The organism is Nonomuraea sp. PA05 (assembly GCF_008086045.1).
Lineage (GTDB): Bacteria > Actinomycetota > Actinomycetes > Streptosporangiales > Streptosporangiaceae > Nonomuraea > Nonomuraea monospora.
The window spans coordinates 17,081-41,946 of record NZ_VSEY01000047.1 but is presented as its reverse complement, the minus strand read 5'-3'; the positions used below and the strand labels follow the sequence as shown (position 1 = coordinate 41,946).

18 protein-coding genes are annotated in these 24,866 nt (G+C 66.6%); 11 read left to right on the top strand and 7 right to left on the bottom strand.

What is annotated here, in order from left to right:
• The first annotated feature begins 97 nt into the window (after nucleotides 1-97).
• Nucleotides 98-847 (top strand): DeoR/GlpR family DNA-binding transcription regulator, encoded by a 750-nt coding sequence (locus tag FXF51_RS49340; RefSeq protein ID WP_148441765.1) that lies wholly within the window; start codon nucleotides 98-100, stop codon nucleotides 845-847.
• Between the two features lie 108 nt (nucleotides 848-955).
• Here the strand turns inward: FXF51_RS49340 and FXF51_RS49335 are convergent, their stop codons facing one another.
• Together FXF51_RS49335 and FXF51_RS49330 are read right to left on the bottom strand one after the other, a co-directional pair.
• Complete coding sequence (locus FXF51_RS49335) at nucleotides 956-2,194, bottom strand: serine hydrolase domain-containing protein (RefSeq protein WP_148441764.1); 1,239 nt, start codon at nucleotides 2,192-2,194, stop codon at nucleotides 956-958.
• A 50-nt stretch (nucleotides 2,195-2,244) separates the two neighbouring features.
• Nucleotides 2,245-3,267, bottom strand: a complete 1,023-nt coding sequence (locus FXF51_RS49330) for a hypothetical protein (RefSeq protein ID WP_148441763.1) — start codon at nucleotides 3,265-3,267, stop codon at nucleotides 2,245-2,247.
• Nucleotides 3,268-3,396: 129 nt separating this feature from the next.
• On the opposite strand from FXF51_RS49330, the gene FXF51_RS49325 reads away from it, so the two are divergent.
• Nucleotides 3,397-4,071: a DUF1851 domain-containing protein gene (locus FXF51_RS49325; protein WP_148441762.1), complete on the top strand. Its 675-nt coding sequence runs from the start codon at nucleotides 3,397-3,399 to the stop codon at nucleotides 4,069-4,071.
• A 58-nt stretch (nucleotides 4,072-4,129) separates the two neighbouring features.
• Here the strand turns inward: FXF51_RS49325 and FXF51_RS49320 are convergent, their stop codons facing one another.
• Nucleotides 4,130-4,693 carry a hypothetical protein gene (locus FXF51_RS49320; protein ID WP_148441761.1) on the bottom strand — a complete coding sequence of 188 codons (564 nt, stop codon included), beginning with the start codon at nucleotides 4,691-4,693 and terminating at the stop codon, nucleotides 4,130-4,132.
• A 244-nt stretch (nucleotides 4,694-4,937) separates the two neighbouring features.
• On the opposite strand from FXF51_RS49320, the gene FXF51_RS49315 reads away from it, so the two are divergent.
• On the top strand, nucleotides 4,938-5,282 hold the full coding sequence (locus FXF51_RS49315) for a hypothetical protein (protein WP_148441760.1): 345 nt from the start codon (nucleotides 4,938-4,940) through the stop codon (nucleotides 5,280-5,282).
• 181 nt (nucleotides 5,283-5,463) lie between these two features.
• Entirely contained in the window at nucleotides 5,464-7,596 is a 2,133-nt protein-coding gene (locus FXF51_RS49310; RefSeq protein ID WP_187415000.1) for a hypothetical protein, read from the top strand.
• An 11-nt stretch (nucleotides 7,597-7,607) separates the two neighbouring features.
• Here the strand turns inward: FXF51_RS49310 and ppk2 are convergent, their stop codons facing one another.
• Nucleotides 7,608-8,435, bottom strand: a complete 828-nt coding sequence (ppk2, locus tag FXF51_RS49305; protein ID WP_148441758.1) for a polyphosphate kinase 2 — start codon at nucleotides 8,433-8,435, stop codon at nucleotides 7,608-7,610.
• A gap of 223 nt (nucleotides 8,436-8,658) precedes the next feature.
• On the opposite strand from ppk2, the gene FXF51_RS49300 reads away from it, so the two are divergent.
• Complete coding sequence (locus FXF51_RS49300; protein ID WP_148441757.1) at nucleotides 8,659-10,647, top strand: hypothetical protein; 1,989 nt, start codon at nucleotides 8,659-8,661, stop codon at nucleotides 10,645-10,647.
• Between the two features lie 400 nt (nucleotides 10,648-11,047).
• Here the strand turns inward: FXF51_RS49300 and FXF51_RS49295 are convergent, their stop codons facing one another.
• Nucleotides 11,048-12,250 carry a helix-turn-helix domain-containing protein gene (locus FXF51_RS49295; protein WP_148441756.1) on the bottom strand — a complete coding sequence of 401 codons (1,203 nt, stop codon included), beginning with the start codon at nucleotides 12,248-12,250 and terminating at the stop codon, nucleotides 11,048-11,050.
• 422 nt (nucleotides 12,251-12,672) lie between these two features.
• Between FXF51_RS49295 and FXF51_RS63215 the strand changes: the two genes are divergently transcribed.
• Nucleotides 12,673-13,023 carry a serine hydrolase gene (locus FXF51_RS63215; RefSeq protein WP_262380382.1) on the top strand — a complete coding sequence of 117 codons (351 nt, stop codon included), beginning with the start codon at nucleotides 12,673-12,675 and terminating at the stop codon, nucleotides 13,021-13,023.
• Here FXF51_RS63215 and FXF51_RS49285 read toward each other — a convergent pair.
• Entirely contained in the window at nucleotides 12,992-13,561 is a 570-nt protein-coding gene (locus FXF51_RS49285) for a dihydrofolate reductase family protein (RefSeq protein WP_148441755.1), read from the bottom strand. The two genes, FXF51_RS63215 and FXF51_RS49285, sit on opposite strands and share 32 nt — an antisense overlap.
• 672 nt (nucleotides 13,562-14,233) lie before the next feature.
• Nucleotides 14,234-15,319, bottom strand: coding sequence for an IS630 family transposase (locus FXF51_RS49280; RefSeq protein WP_148441754.1), 1,086 nt, complete (start codon nucleotides 15,317-15,319; stop codon nucleotides 14,234-14,236).
• A gap of 197 nt (nucleotides 15,320-15,516) precedes the next feature.
• Here FXF51_RS49280 and FXF51_RS49275 point away from each other — a divergent pair, with 197 nt between their 5' ends.
• From FXF51_RS49275 to FXF51_RS49250, 5 genes are all read left to right on the top strand, one after another.
• Nucleotides 15,517-17,010 (top strand): type I restriction-modification system subunit M, encoded by a 1,494-nt coding sequence (locus FXF51_RS49275; RefSeq protein WP_148441753.1) that lies wholly within the window; start codon nucleotides 15,517-15,519, stop codon nucleotides 17,008-17,010.
• Entirely contained in the window at nucleotides 17,007-18,515 is a 1,509-nt protein-coding gene (locus FXF51_RS49270; RefSeq protein ID WP_148441752.1) for a class I SAM-dependent DNA methyltransferase, read from the top strand. The genes FXF51_RS49275 and FXF51_RS49270 overlap by 4 nt, the downstream gene beginning before the upstream one ends.
• Nucleotides 18,512-19,705, top strand: a complete 1,194-nt coding sequence (locus FXF51_RS49265; RefSeq protein ID WP_148441751.1) for a restriction endonuclease subunit S — start codon at nucleotides 18,512-18,514, stop codon at nucleotides 19,703-19,705. The genes FXF51_RS49270 and FXF51_RS49265 overlap by 4 nt, the downstream gene beginning before the upstream one ends.
• Entirely contained in the window at nucleotides 19,702-22,641 is a 2,940-nt protein-coding gene (locus FXF51_RS49260; RefSeq protein WP_148441750.1) for a type I restriction endonuclease subunit R, read from the top strand. Before FXF51_RS49265 ends, FXF51_RS49260 begins: the two co-directional genes overlap by 4 nt.
• Nucleotides 22,642-23,749: 1,108 nt before the next feature.
• Nucleotides 23,750-24,844 carry an ImmA/IrrE family metallo-endopeptidase gene (locus FXF51_RS49250; protein ID WP_148441748.1) on the top strand — a complete coding sequence of 365 codons (1,095 nt, stop codon included), beginning with the start codon at nucleotides 23,750-23,752 and terminating at the stop codon, nucleotides 24,842-24,844.
• Nucleotides 24,845-24,866: the final 22 nt, after the last annotated feature.

Here is a 24,866-nt window from a genome sequence, read left to right as displayed (position 1 = left end):
CTCACTCTAGATCGTCGGAGACGATCAAGCGGCCCTGCCTGCGATCGGAACCATCACGACGCGCCACTACAATCGGAAAAAACAAGGAGAAACGTGCATGCTGGCCGCCCAACGCCGTGAACTGCTCCTGGACCGCCTCCACCAGGACGGCCGGATCATCGCCAAGGACCTCGCCGCCGAGCTCGGCATCTCCGAGGACAGCATCCGCCGCGACCTGCGTGACCTCGCCGCCGCGGGCTTGTGCCAGCGCGTGTACGGCGGCGCGCTGCCCGTCTCTCCCGCCATCGCCGACTACGCCACCCGCCAGGGCGTCGAAGTGTCCGGCAAACAACGCGTGGCCGCCGCCGCCGCCGCACTGATCCAGCCCGGCAGCACCGCCATCCTGGACGGCGGCACCACCGCGCTCGCGGTCGTCCGCGCACTCCCGCTCGACCTGCGCGCCACCGTCATCACGCACAGCCCCACCGTGGGCAGCGCGCTGGCCGAGCACCGCGACGTGGAGGTCTACCTGATCGGCGGCCGGTTGTTCAAGCACTCCATGGTCGCCTGCGGCGCCGCCGCGGCGGAGGCCGCCCGCGGCCTGAGCGCCGACCTCTTCCTCCTCGGCGTGACAGGGATCCATCCCGAGGCGGGGCTGACCACCGGCGACGCCGACGAGGCCGCCATGAAACGCGCCCTGGCCAGGCAGGCCGCGGACACCTACGTGCTGGGCAGCGCGGAGAAGATCGGCGCCGCCTCCCGGTTCGCCGTCCTGCCGCTGACGGAGGTCGCGGGGATCGTCACCGACGTCGATCCCGGCAACGCCACACTGCGGGCGCTCGACGTGCCCGTCATTCACGCCTCCTGACGTGGCTCCCGTACGCCTGCCGCCGGATGCTCCGCCAGCCGCTCGGCACTGACGCCGACCTGATCGGCGCCGTCGGGCCGGGGCCGCGTACCGGGCGCCGCCCGCGGGTCAGAAGTACTTCGAGGTCAGATCGGTGGTCGGCCAGGACGACACGGTCACCTTGTTCATGTCGTCATCGATCCCGTCGTAGTCGAGCGACCCGCTCTCCTCACGCCGGTTGAACAGCACGGCATAGCTGAACCCGTTCTGCAGCCGCGCCAGGTAGGCGAACGTGCCGGGCATCGAGCCGTTGTGCCAGGTGTTGAGGTGGCCGGTGACCTGGCGGCACCACCACCCGCCGCCGTACCAGGAGCCGTACTCGTTGACCCCGATCTCCGGCTTGGCCACCAGCTTGGCGATCGAGGTGGAGCTCAGCACGGTGCCCGGCCGGTCGAAGGCGAGGGTCCAGCGGACCAGGTCCACGGCGGAGGCCAGCCAGCCGCCGTTGGCGTCCTGGTTGGGCATGTTGAAGCCGCCGTACGGGTACGGGACGGTGGTGCCGGAGGTGTCCAGCACGGTCTTGTTCGTGTACTGCGACTCGTACCTGACCTCGCCGGCCACGGCCTCGCTCCGCAGGCTCCCGCCGAGCTGCATGCGGGTGATGCCGAGCGGCTGGAGCAGCTTGCTCTGGACGTACGCCTCGTAGGGCAGCCCCGAGACCTTCTCGATGATCCGGCCGAGCAGCAGGTACCCGTAGTTGCTGTAGACCATCTTGGTGCCCGGGGCGTGGTCGAGCGGGCGGGCGGTGGCGTACCGGATGATGTCGTCATGCCCGATCGGCAGCGGCACGTCGAGCGCGGCCGAGATGGTGTGGTCCAGCCAGAGCTGGTCCTTGGAGACGTCGCGGTCCCAGCCGCCGAGGTGCTGCATGAGGCGCAGGACGGTGACCTGCTCCATCCTGGCGTCGGCCGGGGTGAGGCCGAGCAGTTGGGTGACCTTGGCCGACAGGCTCAGCTTGCCGTCCTGCACGAGGCGCATGACGGCGGCCGAGGTGATGTTCTTGCTCAGGCTGGCGATCCGGAACAACGACGTGGGCGTCGGGGTGGCCGGCAGCCTGGAGTAGTCGTCGTAGCAGTAGCCGCGGGCGAGCAGGATCTTGCCGTTCTTCATGACGGCAAGCTGTGCGGCCCTGATCTGGCGAGCCAGGACGAACTTCTTGAGCACGTTGTCGTACCCGGCCAGCTGGGTCGGCGCGGTTCCCGATGTGCGTACGACAGGGGTGGGCGGCGCCGCCTGCGCCGGTCGTCCGGCGATCAGCGCGGCCGCCGGCGCCGCCGCGAGAAGAGTCCTGCGGGAAAGGCCCGTCACTTATGCCCCTTATGTAGCATCCGATGCTTGAGTCGCATATCTTACGGATGTCATGGTGTCTGTCGGGGCACTTCCCGGGTGCCGGCGGCGAACTTGATCACCGCGGTCACGCAGGCGGACACCACCGCGACCAGAGCCGCCACGGCTACGACGGTCAGCCCGTCAGGCTGGACCAGCGCCTGACCGCGCTGCGCCTGCCACAACACCAGCGCGGTGACCCCCGCGTAACCGAACGCCGCGATGACCACCAACGCCGTGCGGACGTCCCCCAGCACGGGAACGCGGCGGCAGGCCGGCACGGGAAAGCGGCGGCACGCCAGCACGGGAACGCGGCGGCACGCCAGCTTCAACCCGATAGCGACCAGCGGAATCACCTGCATGGCATGCAGCCCGACGAAGTGCGCCACCCGCAGATCACCGGCACCCGTCTCCCATCCGGTAACCGGCATGGCCGCGCCCCCGTCCGGAGCCCCCACGCTGTGCGCCCCGATCGTGGCCAACCGCAGCCCGCTCGCCAGATCCTCCGCCTGCGCCGGGGTGGGAGCGGTCATCAGATAACCGACCGACATGCCGGCCAGCGAGATGACCAGCCCCAGCGGGATCGCCCACGCCATCGCCCGATCCACCCGCCGCTGCGCCACCAGGAAGACCCCCAGCGCGAAGGTCATCAGCCAGCCCAGGTAGGCGGCGCCGCCCATGACCATGAACACGGTCTCGTCCAGGCCGGTGGAGAAGTTGAAGTGACTGGGGACGCCGCGGGCCGCCTGGAAGGTGATGGCCGAGATCTCAGGAACGAGGAACCCCGCCACGGTCACCGTGCCCAGCCACCACAACGTCCGCCGCCACCGCCCGGCCTGGCTGATCATCCAGGCCAGGGTCCCGGCGTACAGGCCGAAGGAGATCGCGAACTTGAACGGCTTGAGCCACACGCTCTGGCCCAGCAGCGTGCGCTCGTCGATCACCAGCCCCAGGGCGCTGACGGTCGCCAGCACCGCCATCGCGGCCGCGCACCAGCCGAGCGGGCCGTGCCAGGTGGCGGTCTTCTGTTCCTGGCGCAAGAGCTGCGTACTCATGATGACTCCCTCGCATCGTCTGAGTGCAACTCTGCTGGTCACCAGGTCTGTGGCCCATGGACGTGATCACCGGCTCGGCATGACCTCATCACAACCTGGACATAAGGGGATATAGTTCTTTTCTCTTGGGTGGAAGATGAGGTCAACAGGATGCTGGATCGGTTCCTGCGAGCCTTCGAGCTGACAGCGGGAACCGGTGGCCACGCTCCCCAAGCCGAGGAACGCCACCCAGCGGCCGACCGCCTGTTGTCGGAGTTCGGCGGGTCCACTTTCGACGGCGGCCTCTACCGGATCCACACGTGGAGATCCCGCGCGGAGGCCGACGTCTTCGCCGCCCATGCCTTTCCCGAGTTCGGTGAGCTCTCCTGCTTCGGGTTCGACTGGCTGGGGCGGCAGTTCTCCCTGGACCTACGCGTACAGGGGACGGAAGACCCTTCGGTGCTCATGCTGGAGCCGGGGACAGGGCAGGTGCTGGAGATTCCGGTGCCCTTTTCCGAGTTTCACGACGGCGAACTGGTCGAGTACGCGGACGAAGCCTTGGCCAAGAGCTTCCACGAGCAGTGGCGTGCCACCGATGCGGCGCCCTTGGGGTTCGGTGAGTGCGTGGGTTACGACGTCCCGCTCTTCCTGGGCGGTGAGGACGGACTGGCCAACCTGGGCCGATGCGACATCGCGAGGTACTGGCACCTCGCTGGAGAACTCCGGCGAGGGACAGCGAAGCTGGCGCCGGGCACGAAGATCGGCGACATCGCCATCGGGGACGCCGCCGATGCCGTGCCTGCCTGGTGTGCGGGTCGCGGGTGATGGCGCCGGCCTCGCTCTTGCCGCAACACGACATGGCGTACCGGTATTCGCCGGGCAGCTAGCCTTCGGACTTCTTGGCTTGGCCGGGCGGGGTGTGAGTGTCCTGGTTGTTCTCCTTGTTCGCCTGTCCCGGTGGTTCTCGGGTCTGTCCCGGCGGGGTGTGCTGGGCGGCTGCGTCCGGTTCCGGCGTGCTGGACGGCTTCGGCGCCTCTCCGGCCTCGGCGGGGCTGGACGTCGCCGGCGTCGGGCGGCGCGAGGCGGTTGGTGCGGCGGTCACCAGGGTCGGTCTGGCCGGCGCCGTGCGGGTGGAGCGCTGAGGGCGGGGAGTGGCCGTCGGGCGGTGGCTGCTGTGCTTGCGGGCCGGTGTGATCGTCGGGGCGGTGGCGGGGCGACGCGTTCGCGTCGTGCTCCTGCCGGGGGAGGCGGTGAGCTGGACGGGAACGGCGACGGCGGGCAGCGGGGCGGCGGCGTGGTTCTCGGGGGTGGGCACTTCGTCGAGGGTGGGGGAGCTGGACGGGATGCCGGCCAGCAGGGCGGCGAGGGCGAGGTTGAGGAGCCCGGCCAGGACGGTGGAGATCCGTAACGCCTGTCGCTGGGTGGTCGGGTGGTCCGGCCGGGTCATCGGGGCCTGAGGGTCACTGCTGCGGCCATGTGCGGGGTCCTCCGGAGGGGTGCGGCGGGGGGCCTTTTCGATCTAGACACGGATGCTGACGGCGGTCAAGAGCCGTTGGTATGACGGAGCCTGACGCCAAGGCCAGTCGCTGTGAGTTCGCTGGGAATCGAGGTGTCGCAGCGGTGGGCGGCGTTGATGGCGACCAGGATTTCTCACGGTGCGTGACAGCCCGCTTGTGGTGGGGAGTCATTCAATGACCGGCGAACAGGAGCCCGAGTTCCGTCGCTGGATCCGCACTGTCCTCAGCCGGCTGGGCTGGGACGCCGAGAGGCAGTTGGAGCATGTGCGTAGTCTGCGTGTCGACGTCGACGAGCTGGCGCTCGAGTTCGACGACGCACTGCATCTGGCCCAGGCGAAGACACACGACGGCCTGCTGAGTCAGGAGGCACTTGAGGCGCTGCTACCAGTCGACGCGAAGCTGAGCCGCATGACTGAGCATGGTCCTGAGCTCTGGACTGAGGAGGCGGTCACAACGGCCCTCGCCTGGCAGGAACTACGGACCGTCGCGCGGCGGGCGCTCTCGGATTTCGACCGGTAAGGCCCGCTGGTTGATCCGCCCAGGGTGAGATGCCCCCAGGCCCACCCGTGTGCACAGCGTTGATCCGCTCGGCTGCCGAGGGAAGGCAAGGGGACCAGCGGCCACGGCAGTGCGCTTCGGCGGTGGCCGGCTCCGCGCCCGTCGGCCGGGAATGTCGGTGGGCTACGGCAGGATCTCCACCATGGCAAACGAAGTGGACCTGTTCGCCGGGCTGAGCGACGTCCGGTGGAGCCGCATGCGTCACGCCTACGGCCCCGCCACGGAGGTCCCGGACTTGCTTCGCGGCCTGGCCGGCCCCGATCCCGCCGTACGGGAGACGGCCCTCGACGGCATGTACGGCGCCGTGCACCACCAGGGTGACGTCTACCCGTGCACCCTGGCGGCGATCCCCTTCCTCCTCCGCATCGCCGCGGCCCCCGCGTTGGCGGGCCGGGCGGAGGTGGTGGAGTTGCTGGCGAGCATCGCCTCGGCCGAGGATCCGACCGAGCTGAGCGGGCCGTACAAGAAGGCCAACGGAGCCGTGACCGCCGCGTTCCCGCTGTGGGAGCGCCTGCTCGGCGACCCCGACCCGAAGGTGCGCGAGGCCGTGGCCGGGTTGCTGGCCGCCTGCGTGGACGAGGCGCGGGCCGCGGTGACGAGCCTGACCGGCCGCCTGGGGAGCGAGGGCGATCCGAGCGTACGGGAAGCCATCGTGCGCACTGGGGCCGCACTGGGCCGCCGCCAGAGCGATGCGGACGACGCACAGGCTGGGGCGGGAGACGTACAGACCGGCGCGGAGGACGTGCGCGACTGGCTGGGGAAGGTCTCGGCGGCGGAGGAGGATCCGCAGGTCAGGCTGGTGGCGCTGGCGGAGCTGGCCTCGCTGGGCGGCGGCCCGGCGGTCGCGGTCGGCGAGGCGCTCGACCTGCTCACCGCCCTGTACGAAACCGGTACACCTCCGGCCTCCCCGCCACCCGCGGACGTCGAGACCCCGACCCTGATCGGCGCGCTGCGGCGGGCACGTGCGGAACGCGACGCGGGCCGGCGCGCGCCACGGGCGGGCGAGCTCGTGCATGCCGTGTCCAAAGGCTTGGGCGACCGCGTGGACGATCGTGTACGCCTCCTCACGGCCCTGCTGCGCTCACCCGACTGGGAGTGCCAGGTGGACGCCATGGGCCCGGCGCACGTCTTGTTCGCGAACTGGCGCGGCGACTACGCCGGGCTCATCACCGTCCTCGGCGAACGCGTGCTCGACGGCAGCGGAAGCGGGCGGCCGGGCACCGTGGTGATGGCGAGGGCGATCGACGTACTGAAGGACCTGGACGAGCTGGCGGCGCCCGCCGCGGACGCCCTGGCGGAGGTCCTGTCCGCCACGGACAGGCGCGTGGCCGACCACACGAGGCCGGAAGACGCGGAGCTGCCGTGGGTGATCGACTGGCCTGGCGGCCAGCCGACCGTGAGCCCGGCGTTGCACGCGCTGAGCGGCACGGGGGACGACCGCGCGCTGCCGATGCTGGCCTGGGCCCTGGAGCGCGAGCACCTGCCCAGGGACGTGGCCCAGCTCGTGGGCGACTTCGGACCACGGGCCGCGCCCCTGCTGCCCCTGCTGTGCCGCCGCCTGCGCGACCTGCCCGCTGATCACCGCCTTGAGAGCATCTCCTGGGCGCTGTCCAGGATCGGGCCTGCGGCCGTCGAGGCCCTGCCCGACCTGCTCGGCCAGCCGGTCACCGAGGGCTGGCTGGCGGCGATCACGGCGATCGGGCCCGCCGCCGCCGAGTGCGCGCCGATCCTGCGGGAGACCGCGGCCTCGCCCGAGCGAGGCCCCGCCATCCGGGCGGCGAAGGCGTTATGGCTGGTCACAGGAGACGTGGAAGCGGCCGTCACGGTCGCGGACCGTCACCTCGGCGGAGACGACAAGTACGCCGTCATGGCAGCGATGGGCCTCCTCGGCGAGATGGCCCCTGCGATGGCGGAGCGGGAGCGGGCCGCGAAGCCCAGAATCGCCCTGCTGCGGCGCCTGGCCAAGCGCAAGGACCCGCACGGCTGGGTCCCGCTGGCGGCCGTCCGCGCCCTGTACCGGCTGACCGGCGACGCCGAGGTGGCGCCGCCGGTGGTGGCGCGCGTGTGGGAGCTCAACAGGCACACCCGGACGGAGGCGGCCGAGCTCTGCGCGGAACTCGGGCGGGCCGCGGCGCAGGCCCGGCCGCTCCTGGAGGCCGAGCTGGGACGTGCGCGCAGGCACAACGCGTCCGACAGCGGATACGGCAGCGCGCAGATCGCCGACGACGAGAAGCTGCTCCGCCGCTGCCGGGAAGCCCTCGACGCCATGAACTGACCTGACCCCGATCAATAAGGAGTGGGAATGTACTTCAGCGGAAGCTTGGGTTCCACATAGCCGTCGGCCCGCTGCCGCCTGGGCAGGGCGAACTCCCTGTGGGCGAGTGGCTTGTAGGGAATCTGGCTCAGCAGGTGGCTGATGATGTTCAGCCGCCCTCGCTGCTTGTCGTCGGTACGGGCGATGTACCAGGGCGCCCAGGCGGTGTCGGTGGTGGCGAACATGGCGTCGCGGGCCCGGGAGTAGTCGTACCAGCGGCTGTAGGACTTCAAATCCATGTCCGACAGCTTCCAGACCTTGCGCGGGTCATGGATGCGGCTCTTCAGCCGCCGCGTCTGCTCGGTGGGGCTGACCTCCAGCCAGTACTTGAGCAGCAGGATCCCCGAGTCGACCATGGCCTTCTCGAACGACGGCACCAGCTTGAGGAACTGCTCGGTCTCCTCCGGCTTGCAGAAGCCCATCACCCGCTCGACCCCGGCGCGGTTGTACCAGCTGCGGTCGAAGATCACGACCTCGCCGGCGGCCGGGAAGTAGGGAACGTACCGCTGCATGTACATCTGTGACTTCTCGCGCTCGGTCGGGGCGGGCAGGGCGACGACCCGGAACACGCGGGGGCTGACCCGTTCGGTGATCCGTTTGATCGTGCCTCCCTTGCCGGCGGTGTCCCGCCCCTCGAACACGATGCAGACCTTCGTCCCCGTGCTCTTGACCCACTCCTGCATGGCGACCAGCTCGCCGTGCAGACGCCGCATCTCCGCCTCGTAGTCCTTGCGCTTGAGCTTCTGAGCCGTGTCGGCGGCAGTCTCCGACACCTGGCGCTTCTTGTTCTTCTTGGCCATGTCGCTCACCTCTCGGCACTCACGGTCCACAGACTCTGCGCCGCGGTCCCCGCGCCCCCTTCGATGCTCTCGGCCTCGGCCGAGCGCTCGCGGAGCAGACCGCGTCAGCATCGAGCCGCCGACAGGGCGATGTCATCCCCCACAGCGGGGGATTCGGCGACCCGGCACAGCCATCTCACCGCCTGGCGAGGCGGTGACCCTGAAGAAATGGGAGGCTGGGTTGGTGCGTACCTGGTTCGAGCCCGAAGAGGCCGAGGAGTTCGAGGCCGCCAAGGACTTGCTGATCCGGCGGTGTGTCAGCTGGGCGGAGGAGCACAGTTATCCGGTCGATGACCTGCTGCTCTCCGCCGCCGTCGACGCGCGGCACGAGAGCCGCGACGGGCGGCTGGCGTACTGGGACGGTGCGGGCATCAGGTTCTTCCTGCTGCGGTACGTGCCGTACAAGGTGACGGCTCCACGAGAGGAGCTTGACCTCGCCCCGGCGACACTGCGCACGTACCTGCGCTTTCTCGACGTCACGGGCCTGCGCGACCCGCGCGGCGCCACGCTCGCGGAGGCGGAGGAGATCATCGAGAGCACACGGGCGGAGTACGCGGCCGCGCTCGACGACCCCACACTGCGGGGGGTGGCGACGTTCTGGGCGCATACGGCTCTCGACCAGGGCGTCGATCTCACTCTGCCGGGCGCGTTCGAACGGTTCAAGGGCGATCTGGACGCCGGTCGCGTTCCGTACGACGAGCAGGTGCTCGACCAGATCATGCAGAACCGCTTCCTGTACGGCGGCATCGAGGAGGAACGCGCCTTCCCTCAGCCGCCTGTCTCCCTGCCGCCCGCCTCCGAGCTGGCGGAGGCCGCCGCGCGGAGCCAGACCGTGCAGCGTCTCATCACCCTGGCCGACTGGGTGGGCAAGGACGGCCGCGCCCTCACCGCCGCGGGCAACCTCCGCGTCGCCGACGCCCTTGAGGTGTCGGCCCTGCTGGGCACCGGCGAGGACGAGTTGCGCGTCCGCAGCGCCACCGATCTGCCGCAGCTCAACCTGCTGCTCGCCTGGGCCAAGAAGCTCCGCCTGACCCGCACCAGCAAGGGCCGGCTCTTCCGCGTGGCCAAGGCCGCGCCTCTGCTGCGCGACCCGGAGGCGCTGTGGCGGCGCGCGTTCGAGGTGCTGCCGGAGCTGGGCCGGGTGGTCACCGTGCCCGTCGCGACCTGGCGTCCCGAGCCCATCCTGGCCGAGATCTTCGAGGAGATCCTGCCGGACGTGCTCAACTCCATGTACGGGCTGGACGAGATGCCGTTGGTCCGGCTCGAAGAGACGGTGTGGCTGGCCTGCCAGGAGTACTTCGTTCTCGACCAGGAGGACGAGCGCCTGCGTGATCTCTGGCGCCGCGAGGTCGCCCGGGACCTGGGACGCATGTTCGAGGCCCTGTCCGACCTCGGAGCAGTGGAGCTCACCTGCGGCCCCTCCGACCCCCTCTACGCGACCGACCTCGACCACGTCTTCTCGCCGGAGGCGACCGAACGCCTGCGTACCGCCCTCGCCGAGCCCGACCTCCCGCTGATCCGCCTCACCCCGCTCGGCCTCCGCGGCGTCCGCGACCGCCTCCTCGCCGAGGGCCGCGACGCTCCTCTCCTCGGCGAACTCGCCGCAGCCCCGCCGGCCGAACTGCTCGGGGTGCTCGCCCAGCACTATCCGCCGCAGGACGCCGCCGCGGAGCTCCAGGGGTGGCTGGCCCGCCTGGGGCAGGACGTCGAGACGTTGCTGGAGGCCGTACGGGCTTGCCCGTTCCGTACCCGCGTGGCGGCGATGCTGCGCGTTCTGGCCGAGGCTCTTCCCGGCAAGCGGCTCCTGCACGACCTCCGTCACGATCCGGTCCTGGGGCCTGCCGTGTGGACGCTGCTCATCGATGACGGGGAAATGGATCCCGGGGCGTTGAGTGAGCGGGAACACCTGCTCATGGGAGCGGAGAACTTCCTGTCGGCGCTGGAGCTCGCCGGGCCTGAGGGGTTGACCGAGCAGCTCAGAAGGATGGGAGGTGGGGACGCGTACGAGTTCGTGGAGGCGATCCTGGCGTCGGGGCACCCCGATGCCGTCGGGCTGCGGGAGCTACGCGAGCTGGTGGCCGAGCCGCTCCGCAAGACCGCCCGGCATCCCCTCCGCCTCGTCCCCACCCGGCCGCCGGGCGCCCGAGGCCGCCGGAAGAAGCGCAAACACTGACCTGATTCCTGACCTGCGCGCCGAGGTCCATGAGGCGTCAAGATCCTGCCAAGGCCACGAACGCGGCATGCGGCGCGGCGAAGAAGGCAAGGCACCGCCATCCTGACGAGGCCGGGCGTCATGACACACCGCGGTGCGCGGCGCGACGTCGCAGGCCGGTGGTCAGCCGTCATCCGCCCCGTTCGACTGCTCGGCCTGGCCGGGCGAGGAGTGAGCATCGTCGGCCAGCAGGGCGGCGAGGGCGAGGTCACTCCGGAGGGGTGCGGCGGGGTGGCCTGGCGACGACTGTCTTCGGTACCCAGCCTGCCGTGGCCACCATGAGGGCTCCGATGAAGCGGACGGAGCCCGACCGGAATTCGCCGGCTCGCGGGGCGGGCGGCGGACCAGCGGGAAAGCACTCCTACTGGGCCAGGGATTCGGCGACGAGCCGCCAGATCTCCGCGGCCAGGTCCATGTTGCCGTTCTGCTGGGCCTGCTCGGCGAGCGTGCGCAGCCCGTCGAGCGCGGTGTCCTTCTCGCCCTCCAGGAGCAGGACGCGGTTGCGGAGCACGTCGAGCCTGGTCCGCTCCTGGTAGGTGAGCAGGTCGTCGAAGCCGATCAGCCGGTCCAGGACGGTGCGGGCCTCGTCGAGGTCGCCGGTCAGGACGGCGATGCGGGCGCGCACCGCCAGCAGCTGCTGCTCGATGGCGGTCGACGCCGCGAACGGCAGCGCGGCCTGGACCTCTTGGACGCGCTGCCGGGCGGACTCCGTTCTGGGCGGAACGGCCAGGAGGTCGAGCCGGGCGGCGCCGAGGCGCAGCCGCATCCAGATGATCAGGTCATCGCGGCCGTCGAAGCCGTCGATGGCCTGGTTCATCAACTCCGCGCCGGTGTCGCGGTCGCCCTGGCGGACCCGGACGTTGGCCACGGTCCACACGGCCTGCGCCCACAGCGCGCCCGAGACCTCGCTCGCCACGGTGAGCAGCTCGTCGGCGTGCCGGGCGGCGTCGGGCAGCCGTCCGGCCTCGGCCAGCGCCGAGACCAGGGCGAGCAGAGTGGAGGTCTGCACGCGTGCGGGCAGCGCTTCGCGTCGGGCCAGCTCGTGGGCGCGTGCCGCGACGTCGACGGCGCCGGCGATCTCTCCGGTGCTGCGCATGCAGCGCGACAGCGCCGCCAGTGCCCTGGACTGCAGCTCGGGCAGCCCGATCTGCTCGCTGAGCGTGACCAGCTCGTCGAGGTGCGCCCGCTGCTCGGGGTACTCCTGCCGCCACTGGTGCCATTCGGCGACCTGCCAGAGCGCCTGCCAGCGCAGCAGCGGATCCTCACCGCCCGAGACTTTCAGGGCTTGGCTGAGGGTCTGGCCGACTTCGTCCTGGCTGAGGCCGGTGGCCAGGGTCAGGCTCTGGGCCAGGGAGGTCGTGGTGGACTGGGTGAGTTCGGCGGGGCTGATGCCGAGTTGTGCGGCCAGGTGGGCGATGGCGCGTTCGGTGGGCTGGCGGGCGCCGGATTCCAGCCGGGACAGGTAGCCGGTGGACATGCCTTCGCCTGCGAGAGCGGCCAGGGTGAGGCCGCGTTCGGTTCTCAGTTGCCTGAGGCGGCGGCCGAAGACTGGTTGTTCGAGCATGTCCGAACTCCCGGGTTGGGGTGGCTTCGCGCGACGTCCGGAGGGGTGCGTCAGGCCCCGAGGGTAGCCCACTTGCCACACGCGAGACAAGTTGTTGCCAGCTCTGATGCGGAGTACGCCACATCCTTGACAAAAAATTGCCAGAGGTGTGGCAATAGCCGTAACGTTCCTGTCGTCGCCACCGACCCCCGGCGCCGACAAGCCGGACCAACCTTCAAGGAGCACCGCCATGTCCCTCACCGCTCAGGACCAGCACACCTTGCGCACCGCCGCCTGGGGCGCCGTCGCGCTGATGTCCGCCGCCGGTGCCGCCGGTTCCGCACACCGGGTCGGCACCCAGGGCAGCCTGGCTCTGACCTCCGCGACCGGCCTGACCGGGCACGTGCTCGCCCAAGGCGCCCAACGGCCTCAACCACAAGAGCGTGGCCGGCCTCGCCGACCAGGCGCTGCCCGCGCTGACCGCGTCGGTGAAGCTGCTGCGGCAGCAGGACCGGGCCGAGGCAGGCAAGGAATGGGTGGACAACCGCTTCCACACCTACCAGCCCGAAGAACTGGTCCGGCTGGCCCTGTCCAAGCCCGCCCGCTTCGAGCCCGGCACCGACTGGAGCTACACCAACTACGTCCTGGCCCGGCTCCTCATCGAGAAGGTCACCGGCCGCACCATCGCCGAGGAGATGCAGCGGCTGATCATCGGCCCGCGCGGGCCGAGCGTCCGCTCCGCAATTCCGTGTCGTAGTCCGTTTACTTCACGACCTGGAACCGTAGGTGCGTGACCGCGTCGGTGGCAATGACCTCTGTGCGTATCAATTCGATGTGGCCCAGGTCTTCCAGGAGTCGGCTTCCCGAGCCCAGAACGACCGGCACGAGGTTGATCAGCAGTTCATCCAGCAGTCCGCCGTGCAGGAACTGCCGTCCTGTTTGGGCGCCCATCACGATCACGTTCTTGTCGCCGGCCGCGGTCTGGGCGGCTTTCAGGGTTGCCTCGATGCCGTCGGTGACGAAGGTGAACGTTGCGCTCTTCATGACGAGTTCGTCGCGGGTGTGGTGGGTGAGCACGAAGGTCGGTGCCGGGTAAGGGGTGTCCTGCCAGTGCGGCAGGCCGACGTCGAACGTGCGCTTGCCGACCACGACCGCGCCGACCGAGGCGGACATCGTAGCGAGTACCTCCTTGTCGCGCGGGTCGGGCTGGTCGGTGAACATCCACTTGTGCAGGCGCATGCCGCCCTTGCCCATGGGATGCTCCGCGCCGATGTCCGGGCCGGCGACGAAGCCGTCCAGCGACATGCTCTTGTACAGCAACACGGCACCCATGCAGACCTCCTGAAATGTTGTCCTGAGGAGTTGGACCACTCGGCTGCCCGCAACTCATCGGCGCAGAGTGAGAGTGGACTCCGCAAGGTGAGTCCGGAATCGGCAAGTCGATCCGGACAGGAGCCCTGATGCAAGGTTGTGCCGAACGTTGCGCCGGCGGTGGCAAGGCTCTCCCGGACCGGATAGACGCTGCCGGCCCAGGACCATCCCCGCGTGCGTGGGGGACGCCACCTGGCCCGCCGCCTGAGCGGCCTGAAGCTTGGCTCATCCCCGCGTGCGCGGGGAGCGCTCGCGCTGACCTACGTATTCATCAGGCACCGAAGCCGTTTTGGACCACTTTCGCCGACTCGGACATTTCGGACCTCACGTGGATCTTCTGCATGGTGAAGGGCGTCGCACGAGATTCTGGCGCGGGGACCATGATCCTTGCACGCCTCGGTTTTGCGCACGTGTTTGGCGCAGATGCTGGTCGAACCTGGTGCCCCCGGCAGGATTCGAACCTGCGGCACCCGCTTTAGGAGAGTGCGTGCTTCTGTGGCTCCTTAGCCAGGCTGAGCTGGGCGAACGTCCTACGGGCGGTCCGCGTCGAGGAAGATCATCCCCTGTATATCCCCAGCCCAGAGGGAGAGCACCACGTCATCCGGTGGCAAGGGGACCCGTACCGCAGGGCCGCTAGTGTCCCGGTCCAGAAATTCGAGCGCAGTAGCGGCCGATGGCTCCGATGATCTGGTCGGCGTTCTTGGTCCAGGTGAAGGGACGGGCGTTCTCGTTCCAGTGCTTGAGCCATTCCTGCAGCGCGGTGGTGAGTTCGTCGAGGGAGCAGAACACGCCGCGATCGAGGCGGCGGCGCTGTAGTTCGGCGAACCATCGTTCGACCTGGTTGATCCACGATGAGTAGGTGGGGGTGAAGTGCAGGTGGACGGTGGGGTGTTCGAGGAGCCATTTGTGGACCACCGGGGCCTTGTGAGTGGACAGGTTGTCGCAGATCACGTGGATCTCCAGGGCCGGCTCGACCTGGTGGAAGATCTCATCCAGGAAGTCGCGGAAGTCCACCGCGCGATGCTGGGGCGATAACTTGCCGATCACCTTTCCGGTGGCCACGTTCAGCGCCGCGAACAGGTCGATGGTGCCGTGCCGGTGGTAGTCGTGGCTGCGCCGCTCGGGCGTGCCGGGCATCATCGGCAGCACCGGCGCGGACCGCTCGATCGCCTGGATGTGCGGCTTTTCGTCGGCCGAGAAGACCACCGCGTGCTCGGGCGGGGACAGGTACAGGCCGACCACGTCGCGGATCTTGTCGATCAGCAGCGGATCAGTGGAGATCTTGAATTCCTCCACCAGATGTGGTTGCAGGCCGAACGCCTGCCAGATGCGTCGCACGCTGGAGGGCGAGATGCCCACCCGGGCGGCCAGCTCCCGCCGGGACCAGTGGGTCGCTCCCTCGGGCACCTCTTCCAGCGTGCGCACCACCACCTCCTCCACCTGCGCATCGGTGAGGGTGCGCGGTGCACCGGGCCGCGGCTCATCGGTGAGCCCGTCCAGCCGCCGATCGATGAACCGGTTGCGCCACTTGCCCACCGTGTCCCGCGAGATGCCCAGCTGCCCGGCAACCGCAGTGTTGTCCAGGCCATCGGCACACAGCAAGATGATCCGCGACCGGTGGGCCAGCACCTGCGCGGTCTTCCCGCGTGTGGCCCATCCCTGCAGCGTCCGTCGCTCGTCCACGCTCAGCACGAGCGGACGTCGTGGTCTGCCCGCCATCCCTCCATTAGATGACGAAACTCAAGACCGGAACACTAGGCCCGAGGAACGGAAGCCCCGCGGCAGCCAGATTGTCGGCAGATCCCGCTAGGCTCCGACACGTGCTCGTCGGATGGCGAGCCGAGCAAACTGAACAAGCCAAGTATGGAAACGGGCAGTGATCGAGTGGGGTCGGTGTTGGAGAACAGGAGCTTCCGGTGCCGCTGACGCTAGGAGAGTTGGAGTCGTATCTGGCGAGAGCGGCTGATCTGCTGCGGGGCAGCATCGACCAAGCGGACTTCAAGGCGTATATCTTCCCGTTGATGTTCTTCAAGCGGATCAGCGATGTGTACGACGAGGAGTACGCCCGCGCGCTGGACGAATCCGGTGGCGACCACATGTATGCGGCGTTCGAGGAGAACCACCGGTTCATCATCCCCGAAGGATGCCACTGGGAAGACGTGCGCGAGCGCGCGGAAAACGTTGGTGCGGCGCTCAAGACCGCGTTCCGCGGAATCGAACAAGCCAACCAGGGCACGCTGTATGGCATCTTTGGCGGTGCGAGCTGGACCAACAAGGACAAGCTCCCGGACAGCAAGCTGATTGACCTGATCGAGCACTTCTCGACCAAGACCCTTTCGATCTCCCAGGCCGCCCCCGACGTACTGGGGCAGGCATACGAGTACCTGATCAAGCGGTTCGCCGACCAGTCCAACAAGAAGGCAGGCGAGTACTACACGCCGCGCGAAGTGGTCGCGCTACTGGTCAACATCCTCGACCCCCAGGAGGGCGAGACGGTCTACGACCCGGCCTGTGGCACCGGTGGAATGCTGATCGAAGTCATCCAGCACATCAAGGCCCGCGGCGGTGATCCGAAGACCGTGCTCGGCAAGTTGTATGGCCAGGAGAAGGTGCTCACCACTTCCGCGATCGCGCGGATGAACCTACTGTTGCACGGCGTGGAGGACTTCCACATCGAGCGTGGTGACACGCTGCGCGATCCGGCCTACTTTGACCACGGCCGGCTGGCCAGGTTCGACTGCGTGATCGCCAACCCCCCATTTTCCCTGAAGAACTGGGGCCACGAGCAGTGGGCATCCGATCCGTGGGGTCGTAACGAGTCGGGCGGGGTGCCGCCGAAGGGGTACGCCGACTGGGCCTGGGTCCAGCACATGCTTACCTCCGCTGCACCCACCGGAGGAAGGGTGGCGGTCGTCCTCCCACAGGGCGCCCTGTTCCGTCAGGGCGCCGAGGGTCGCGTCCGCGAGCACATCCTCAAGGCCGGCTTCGTGGAGGCCGTCATCGGCCTAGCGCCCAACCTGTTCTACGGCGCTGGCCTGGCCGCCTGCGTGCTGATCCTGCGCCGTCAGCGCCACGCCGAGCAGCAGAACAAGGTGCTCTTCGTCAACGGAGAGTTGCTCTTCAGGCGCGGCCGCAACCAGAACACCCTCGAACCCGACCATGCCGAGACCCTCCTGAAGGCGTATCAGGAGTACGCCGACCAACTCGGCCTGGCCGCGGTCGCGACCCTGGACGACATCAAGGTCAACGGCTGGAACCTGAACATCCCACTGTACGTCAAGCCGGCCGCGGTCGGTGAGCAGATCACCCTGGAGCAGGCCTTGGTCGACCTGGATACCGCGCACGCGAAGGCCCGCGAGACTCGCGCAGCGCTGGAGGCTGAGCTGGCGAAGTGGAGGCTAGGCGCATGACCACGACGAGCCCGAAGCAGATCACCCAGCGGGAACTGGAGTCCCATCTGTGGGGTGCCGCAGTGCTGCTGAGGGGGCTGATCGACGCCGGCGACTACAAGCAATACATCTTCCCGATGGTCTTCCTCAAGCGCCTCTCCGATGTCTACGACGAGGAGCACGCCGCCGCCCTGGAAGTGTACGGCGACGAGGACCTGGCCGACCTCCCGGAGAACCACCGTTTCGCCATCCCCGACGGCGCCCACTGGGGCGACCTGCGCAAAGTCACCAGCAATGTCGGCAACGCACTCAAGGCCGCGATGCGGGCCATCGAGTCCGCTAACCCCGACACCCTCACCGGCGTCTTCGGCGACGGCGAGTGGACTAACAAGGACCTGCTCCCGGACTCGACCCTCTCGGACCTGGTCGAGCACTTCTCGACCAAGACGCTGTCGGTGGCGAACCTGCCCGAGGATGAGCTCGGGCAGGGCTATGAGTACTTGATCAAGAAGTTCGCCGACGACTCCGGGCACACCGCCCAGGAGTTCTACACCAATCGCACCCTGGTGCACCTGATGACAATGCTGCTCCAGCCGGAGCCGGGGGAGTCGGTCTATGATCCCACCTGCGGCACCGGCGGCATGCTCATCTCCACCGTCGCCGAGCTAAAGCGCCAGGGCAAGGAGTGGCGCAACCTGCGCCTGTATGGCCAGGAGCTCAACTACGGCACCTCGGCGATCGCGAAGATGAACCTCTTTCTCCACGGCATCGCCGACGGCCACATCGCCCACGGCGACACCCTCGCCCGCCCCGCGTTCCTCGACGCCCATGGCCGGCTGCGGACCTTTGACGTCGTCCTGGCCAACCCGCCCTACTCCATCAAGGCTTGGAACCGGGCCGCTTTCAGCAAGGATCCCTACGGCCGCAACATGTGGGGCGTCCCACCACAGAACCGGGCTGACTACGCTTTCCTGCAGCACATCGCGAAGAGCCTCGACCCGAGAACCGGCCGTGCTGCGATCCTCCTGCCGCACGGTGTGCTGTTCCGTCGCGACGAAGTCGTCGTGCGGGAGGGCTTGGTCAAATCCGACATGGTTGAGTGCGTGCTCGGGCTTGGCGAAGGGCTGTTCTACAACTCGCCGATGCCAGCAGCCGTTGTCATCCTGCGCACGCAGAAGCCACGTGGCAGGCGAGGCAGGATTCTGCTGATCGATGCGAGCAAGGAGGTTGCGCGCGAGCGGACGCAGTCATTCCTCCGCGCAGCGAACCAGACGAGGATCCTCGATGCCTATCAGGCTTTCGAGGCCGTCGACGGCTTCGCAGCCGTGGCGACCATTGATGAGGTTCGCGAGCGTGGGTACTCGCTGGCCATCTCCTCGTACGTCACCTCAGCGACGGGCAGTAGCACTAGCGCTGATGGTGAGTCGCTCGATGTCGCACTGAGGAAGTGGCGTGCGGCCGCAGCGGAGTCCGACCGGGCGGTCGAGGAAGTCCTGGCCATGCTCGGCGAGGAGGTGTCCCAGTGAACCTCAACCTAGACAAGTCCGCCTGGAAACGCGTCGCCCTCGGCGACGTTGCCAAGCACGTCACCGATCGCGTCGATGCCGAGACGTCTGGACTCGAACGCTTCCTCGCGGGTGAGCACATCCCTAGCAACGAACTCGCGATCACCCAGTGGGGCGTCATCGGGCGCGACCCGATCGGGCCGATGTTTTACAAGCGGTTCAAGCCTGGCCACGTGCTCTACGTCTCACGGCGCTCCTACCTGCGTAAGACAGCCGTCCCGGAGTTCGAGGGCGTCACTGGAGAAAAGACCTTCGTGCTGGAGAGCCGTGATGAGTCTGTCCTGCTCCAGCGGTTTTTGCCGTTCGTCCTCAGTGCTGAGGTCTTCCACTCGTACGCAGTTACCAACTCCCGAGGTTCGGTCAACCCGTACATCAACTGGACGGAGTTGGCGAACTACGAATTCGGCCTCCCTGCCGTCGACGAACAGCAGCGTCTCGCTGACCTCCTCTGGGCGATGGAACGCCACAGAGCCGAATTGGATCGTCAGGTATCGGCAATCGAGGCCGCGCTTCAGCGTTTCCTCGCTCACGCGTTCCGGGCGGCCCCTGGACCACGGGTAAAGATCGTTGACCTCTGTACCGACGTCATTGGTGGTATCTGGGGCTCACCAAAGGGCGAGGCTGAGGTTGATGTACTAGCGCTTGGGCCACGCGTGTATGCGGATGGCGCGACCCAACTGGCAACTGATGGGTCGCCTGTTCGTTCCGTGAGCAGACGGCAGGCCGATGTGCGCCTTGTTCGTGACGGGGACATTATTCTTGAGCGATCTGGAGGCTCGCCCTCGCAACCAGTCGGGCGCGTCGTGATCGCTCGCGGAGAGCTGGCTCCCTGCATACCCACCGACTTTCAACGGCTGCTTCGGCCGAACCGGGAAGTTGTGGAGCCGCACTTCCTATTCTGGCGTCTGCGACATGACTGGGCGACTGGTGTTACTCGGAATTACGCAAAGAAGACGACCAACATCACGAATCTGTCAGTTAAGGACTACATCGCGCGCAGCATCGTGGTGCCTTCTATTGATGATCAGATCCACTTGCTCAGTCGTGTGGATTCGTTCGAAGACGCACTCACGAGTGTGGCAAGGGAAAGCTCAAAACTCCACGCGCTCCATAGAAGCCTTCAGGGCGAGATCTTCGGGGGTGTCGAGTGACCTTCAACGAGGCGAATACTGTCCGCGACTTCGTCCGGGATCTGGTGAGCTCGGTCGATGTGCAGTTTGTGCCGGGGAATCATCTTCCGCGCCGCGCCGATCAAGTGATGCTAGAGCAGCAGGTGCGGGAGGCGTTAATCAGCCTCAATCCGACCATTGAGGCGAACCCGGATCTGGCCGATGAGGTGATCTACCAACTGCGCGCGATTTTAATCTCCGCGCGCAACACGCCGAATCCGGTGGTGGCGAACGAGGTGTTTGCGGCATGGCTGACCGGGCAAAAAACGATGCCATTCGGGCCCGATGGCGAGCATGTCACCGTCAAACTGATCGACTTCGATCACCCCAACGAGCACAGTGCGAACAACTGGATCGTCTCCACCGAGGTGACCTGCAGGGTCGGGCGACTGGAACGGCGCTTCGACTTGGTGATCTGGTGCAACGGCTTCCCGTTGGTCGTGGGGGAGGCGAAGTCGCCGGTGCGGCCGGCGTACTCCTGGATCGACGCGGCCGCGCAGGTTAAGGAGGACTACGAGGTCAATGTGCCGGCGTTCTTTGTGCCGAACGTGCTCAACTTCGCCACGGAGGGTAAGGACTTTCGCTACGGGTCGGTCGGGATGCCAGTGGAGCTGTGGGGGCCGTGGCGAGCGGATGAGTCCGGTGACGACCACACGCCGGTGAAGCTAGACCTTGCGGCGGTCAAGGAGGCGGTCGAGGGCGTACTGAATCCCGATGCGATCTTGGACTTCCTGCGGTTCTTCACGCTCTTTGCGACCGATAAGAAGCACCGCAAGATCAAGGTGATCGCGCGGTTCCAGCAAGTGCAGGCGACCAATCTGATAGTGGAGCGAGTGCTGCACGGGCGGATCAAGCAGGGGCTGATTTGGCACTTCCAAGGCTCGGGGAAGTCGCTGCTGATGGTGTTCACCTCGCAGAAGTTGCGTGCGATGGCGGGGCTGACCTCGCCGACGGTGATCATCGTGGTCGACCGGATCGACCTGGACACCCAGATCACCGCGACGTTCAATGCCTCGGACGTACCGAACCTGGTCTCTACCGAGTCCCGCCGGGAGCTACAGGAGCTCCTGGCAGCGGGGGCGCGAAAAATTATCATCACCACGATCCACAAGTTCGGCGAAGCACCTGGTGTGCTGGATGCGCGCGACAACATCATCGTGCTGGTCGACGAGGCTCACCGCTCCCAAGAGGGAGACTACGGCCGCAAAATGCGCGAGGCGCTGCCTAACGCGTTCCTGTTCGGGCTGACTGGGACGCCGATCAACAAACGCGACCGCAATACGTTCATGTGGTTTGGCTCCGAGGCGGACGAGCAAGGGTATCTCTCGCGCTACTCCTTCTCCGATTCCATCCGCGACGGCGCCACCCTGCCGCTTCACTTCGAGCCGCGACTGTCGGAGATCCACCTGGACGAGGAGTCGATCGACGCGGCCTTCGACGAGCTCGCCGCCCGTCACGGGCTCACCGAGGAGGACCGCGCCACCCTGTCGAAGAAGGCCGCCTCCCTAGAGGCGCTGATCAAAGCCCCCGTCCGGGTTCGCAAGATCGCCGCCGACATCGCCGAGCACTTCACAACGAAGGTCGAGCCACAGGGTCTCAAGGCGCAGGTCGTGGTCTATGACAAGGTCACCTGCGTGGCGTACAAGGAAGAGCTCGACCGCCTGCTCGGTTCGGACGTTTCCACGATCGTGATGTCCACCAGCCGCGGAGACAAGCCAGCATGGAAGCAGTGGACGCCCGGTCGGGATGAGTTGGAGGGGATCACCGCCCGCTTCAACGACCCGGCCGACCCGTTGAAGATCATCATTGTGACCGCAAAGCTGCTCACCGGCTTCGACGCCCCGATCCTCTACACCCAGTACATTGACAAGCCCCTGCGTGAGCACACCCTGCTCCAGGCAATCTGCCGCACCAATCGGGTCTACCCGCCCGTGAAGACCCACGGCCTGATAGTGGACTACCTCGGCATCTTCGACGACGTCGCCAAAGCCCTCAAGTTCGACGACAAGTCCGTTCAGCAGATCATCTCCAATATCGCTGTACTCCGCGAGCAACTTGGCCCCGCGATTGAGGCTGCTCTGGCGTTCTTCCCGGGCGTCGACCGCACGGTCGGTGGCTACGAGGGCCTGATCCAGGCGCAGACCGCGATTGACTCCGAAGTGTCCCGCGACGCCTTCGGAGCGGCGTACAGCATCGTTGCCCAGCTGTGGGAGACCCTCTCTCCGGACCCGATCCTGTCTGAGTACGAGTTGGACTACCGCTGGCTGACCCACGTCTACCAGTCTGTTCAGCCCGCTGACGTCACTGGCCGGCTGGTCTGGCACACGCTGGGCGCCAAGACGCTTGAGCTCATATACGAGCACGTCACCGTCGAGGTCCCCCGCACCGACCTGGAGACCATCATCCTCGATGCGCAGGTCATCGAGGACCTGATGACCGGCAAGCGCAAGGACATCGACCCCGTCGAGGTCGAAAAGTGGATCATTGCCCGCATCTCCAAGCACGTCGGTAACCCGGCCTTCATCGAGCTTGGCCAGCGATTAAATGCTCTGCGGAAGAAGTACGCTCACTCTCAGCAGGCATCGCTGGAGTTCCTCAAGGAGCTCTTCGCGCTGGCGCGCGACACGGTCGCAGCGGAGAAGGCCGCCGCTGAGGTGTCCCGCGAGGAGCTCGGCAAGGCCGCCTTGACCGTCCTCTTTGAGTCACTCAAGGACGAGGAGACTCCGATCCTCGCCGAAAAGGTCGTCGACGAGATCGACTCCGTCGTCCGTACCGTCCGCTTTGATGGCTGGCAGGGTACCAACGAAGGCGATCGCCTCGTCCAACAGGCGCTCCGCAAGGCGCTCTATATCAAGTTCAAGATCCGCGACCAGGATGTCTTCGGGAGGGCACTGGGATACATCCGTGAGTACTACTAGCTGCTCCTTGTGCTGCTTGGGAGGGAAAGGTTCTCCGAGGCTTCGTATGAGGACACCTAGATCTGACGCTGCTGCCGATCACGGACGGGGCTCCGGCGTTGTCCGGGCCGATCCTTGATTCCGGGCAGGAGCAAGATCCACGTTGCGCTGGATTGCCTCCACGGAAACGGGTGCGGAGGATCGTGGTCGAGGGCCAGTGCTGCTGCGCAATCGTGCGTGCGACGCCGTCACAGGACGATCAGGCTGCGTGAGACGGCGTTGCTGTAAGCAGACCACGGCAACCCGTGAATCCCGGCGGCAAGTAGACCCGGAGCGCAGGGCCGCCAGGTCCGGGGAGCGGAAGCGGCGCGGCAGCCGATAGGGCAGGCGGCAGAAGGTAGGCACAGCGGTCTGCGCCGAGGAACCCAGTGGCGCTAGACAAGTAAGCCTGATGCCGATACCTCACCTGTCAGTTGCTCGGCGCTGTCGGCCTGTTCGACGAGGCCTCGCCTGAGGTACTCCGCTGGGGTGCTGCACTAGAGGCTTCCCAGCTGGCACGGTGCCTTGTACGCGCCATTCTGATACCACGCAGTTCCGCCCCACACCCAGGTCCTGCTGCAGGCGGCCCGGAGCTGCGGGTTGCCCACCGTGATGAGCCAACTGTGGGGCCTATGCTGACGGCGAACTCGGTCCGGACGACGGAAGGTGACGCTATCGTGTCCAGGCAGGGGAGTTTTTCGTTTACCAGATTGGTTAATACTAGGAGAGGCTGGCACAGTTGGAGGTGTTCTATGCGGACAGTCGTCTCCAGCTCCGGTGCCAGTCAGACCGGGAGATGCGCAAGGTCTACGGTGCCGAAGGGGCTCGGAAACTTGGGCAACGTCTCCAGGCCCTCCGCGTGGCGGACACCCTGGATGACCTCTTCCGCATGCCTGGGCGTTGCCACCCCTTACACGGCGAGTATGCGGGCTGCCATGCGATGGATCTCCATCAGGGCTGGCGGCTCGTGTTCCGGCTCATGACATCTAAAGAGAAGGTAGACCACGGCCTAGGAGAAGATGACGCCGTATTAGTCATAGAAGTCGTCGATTACCACGGATGACCACGCAGAATGAAAGGAGCGTAAGAGATGACTACAACTAAGTTCCATCCTTCTGGCGCCCCCGACTACGCCGTGCCTCCTGGAGAGACTATCCGCGAGTATCTCGACGAGCTAGGTATGACTCAGCGTGAACTTGCAACCAGGCTTGGCCTTAGTGCGAAACATGTTAATCGGTTGATTCAGGGCCTTGTGCCGCTAAGCCGCGAGATTGCTCAACGGCTGGAGCTCGTAACTGGTATGCCTGCAAAGCTCTGGAATCGTCTCGAGGCTGACTATCAGTCCGCTCAACAGCGATTGCGAATAGAGCATGAGCTGTTGGAGGCGGTTTCATGGCTCGATGAAATGCCGGTTCGCGAACTAGTCAAACGGGGGATTCTCCCAGAAGAGCCGAAAGATAAAATCTCGCGGGTTCAACAGCTGCTTGGATTCTTCGGTGTCGCGCATTTGAAGACATGGCGTGATCTATATGAAAACCCAGTCGCTGCTTTCCGGCAGACTAAATCATTTAATGCTAGCCCTGGTGCGGTCGCTTCTTGGCTTCGACTTGGTGAACTCGCCGCGCGCGATATTGAGTGTCAGCCGTTCGACGGTTCGGGTCTTCGGGATGCATTGCCTCGACTGCGGCAGCTTTCTTCTCAGCCCCCTGCATTTATAGCGCCGATAATGCGTGATATCTGTTCCCAGTTCGGCGTAGCAGTGGTGTTCGTGGCAGAAATTACTGGCGCGCGCGCAAGCGGGGCTACGAGATGGATCTCCGGCGACAAGGCAATGCTCCTTCTTAGTCTCCGCTACAAGACTGAGGACCATCTTTGGTTTACCTTTTTTCACGAAATCGGCCACATCCTACTGCATGGAAGAGGCGACACCTGGATAGAGGACGGCGCTCCTACCGACGACCCCAAGGAGGCGGAAGCGAACAGATTTTCGGGTGATCTGCTGATTCCGAGGAAGCATCATGCGAAGCTTCGCACGCTTAAATCTCTCAGCTCCGTTCGCGTATTTGCTAATGAAATCGGTGTGTCGCCGGGGATCGTTGTCGGCCGCCTTCAACATGAAGGTATATGGCCGCCAAGGCAAGGGAATGGCCTTAAGAGGAAGGTTGATCTAGAAAGCGCATTTTAGTGGCTTGTGCGCTTTGCGGTAG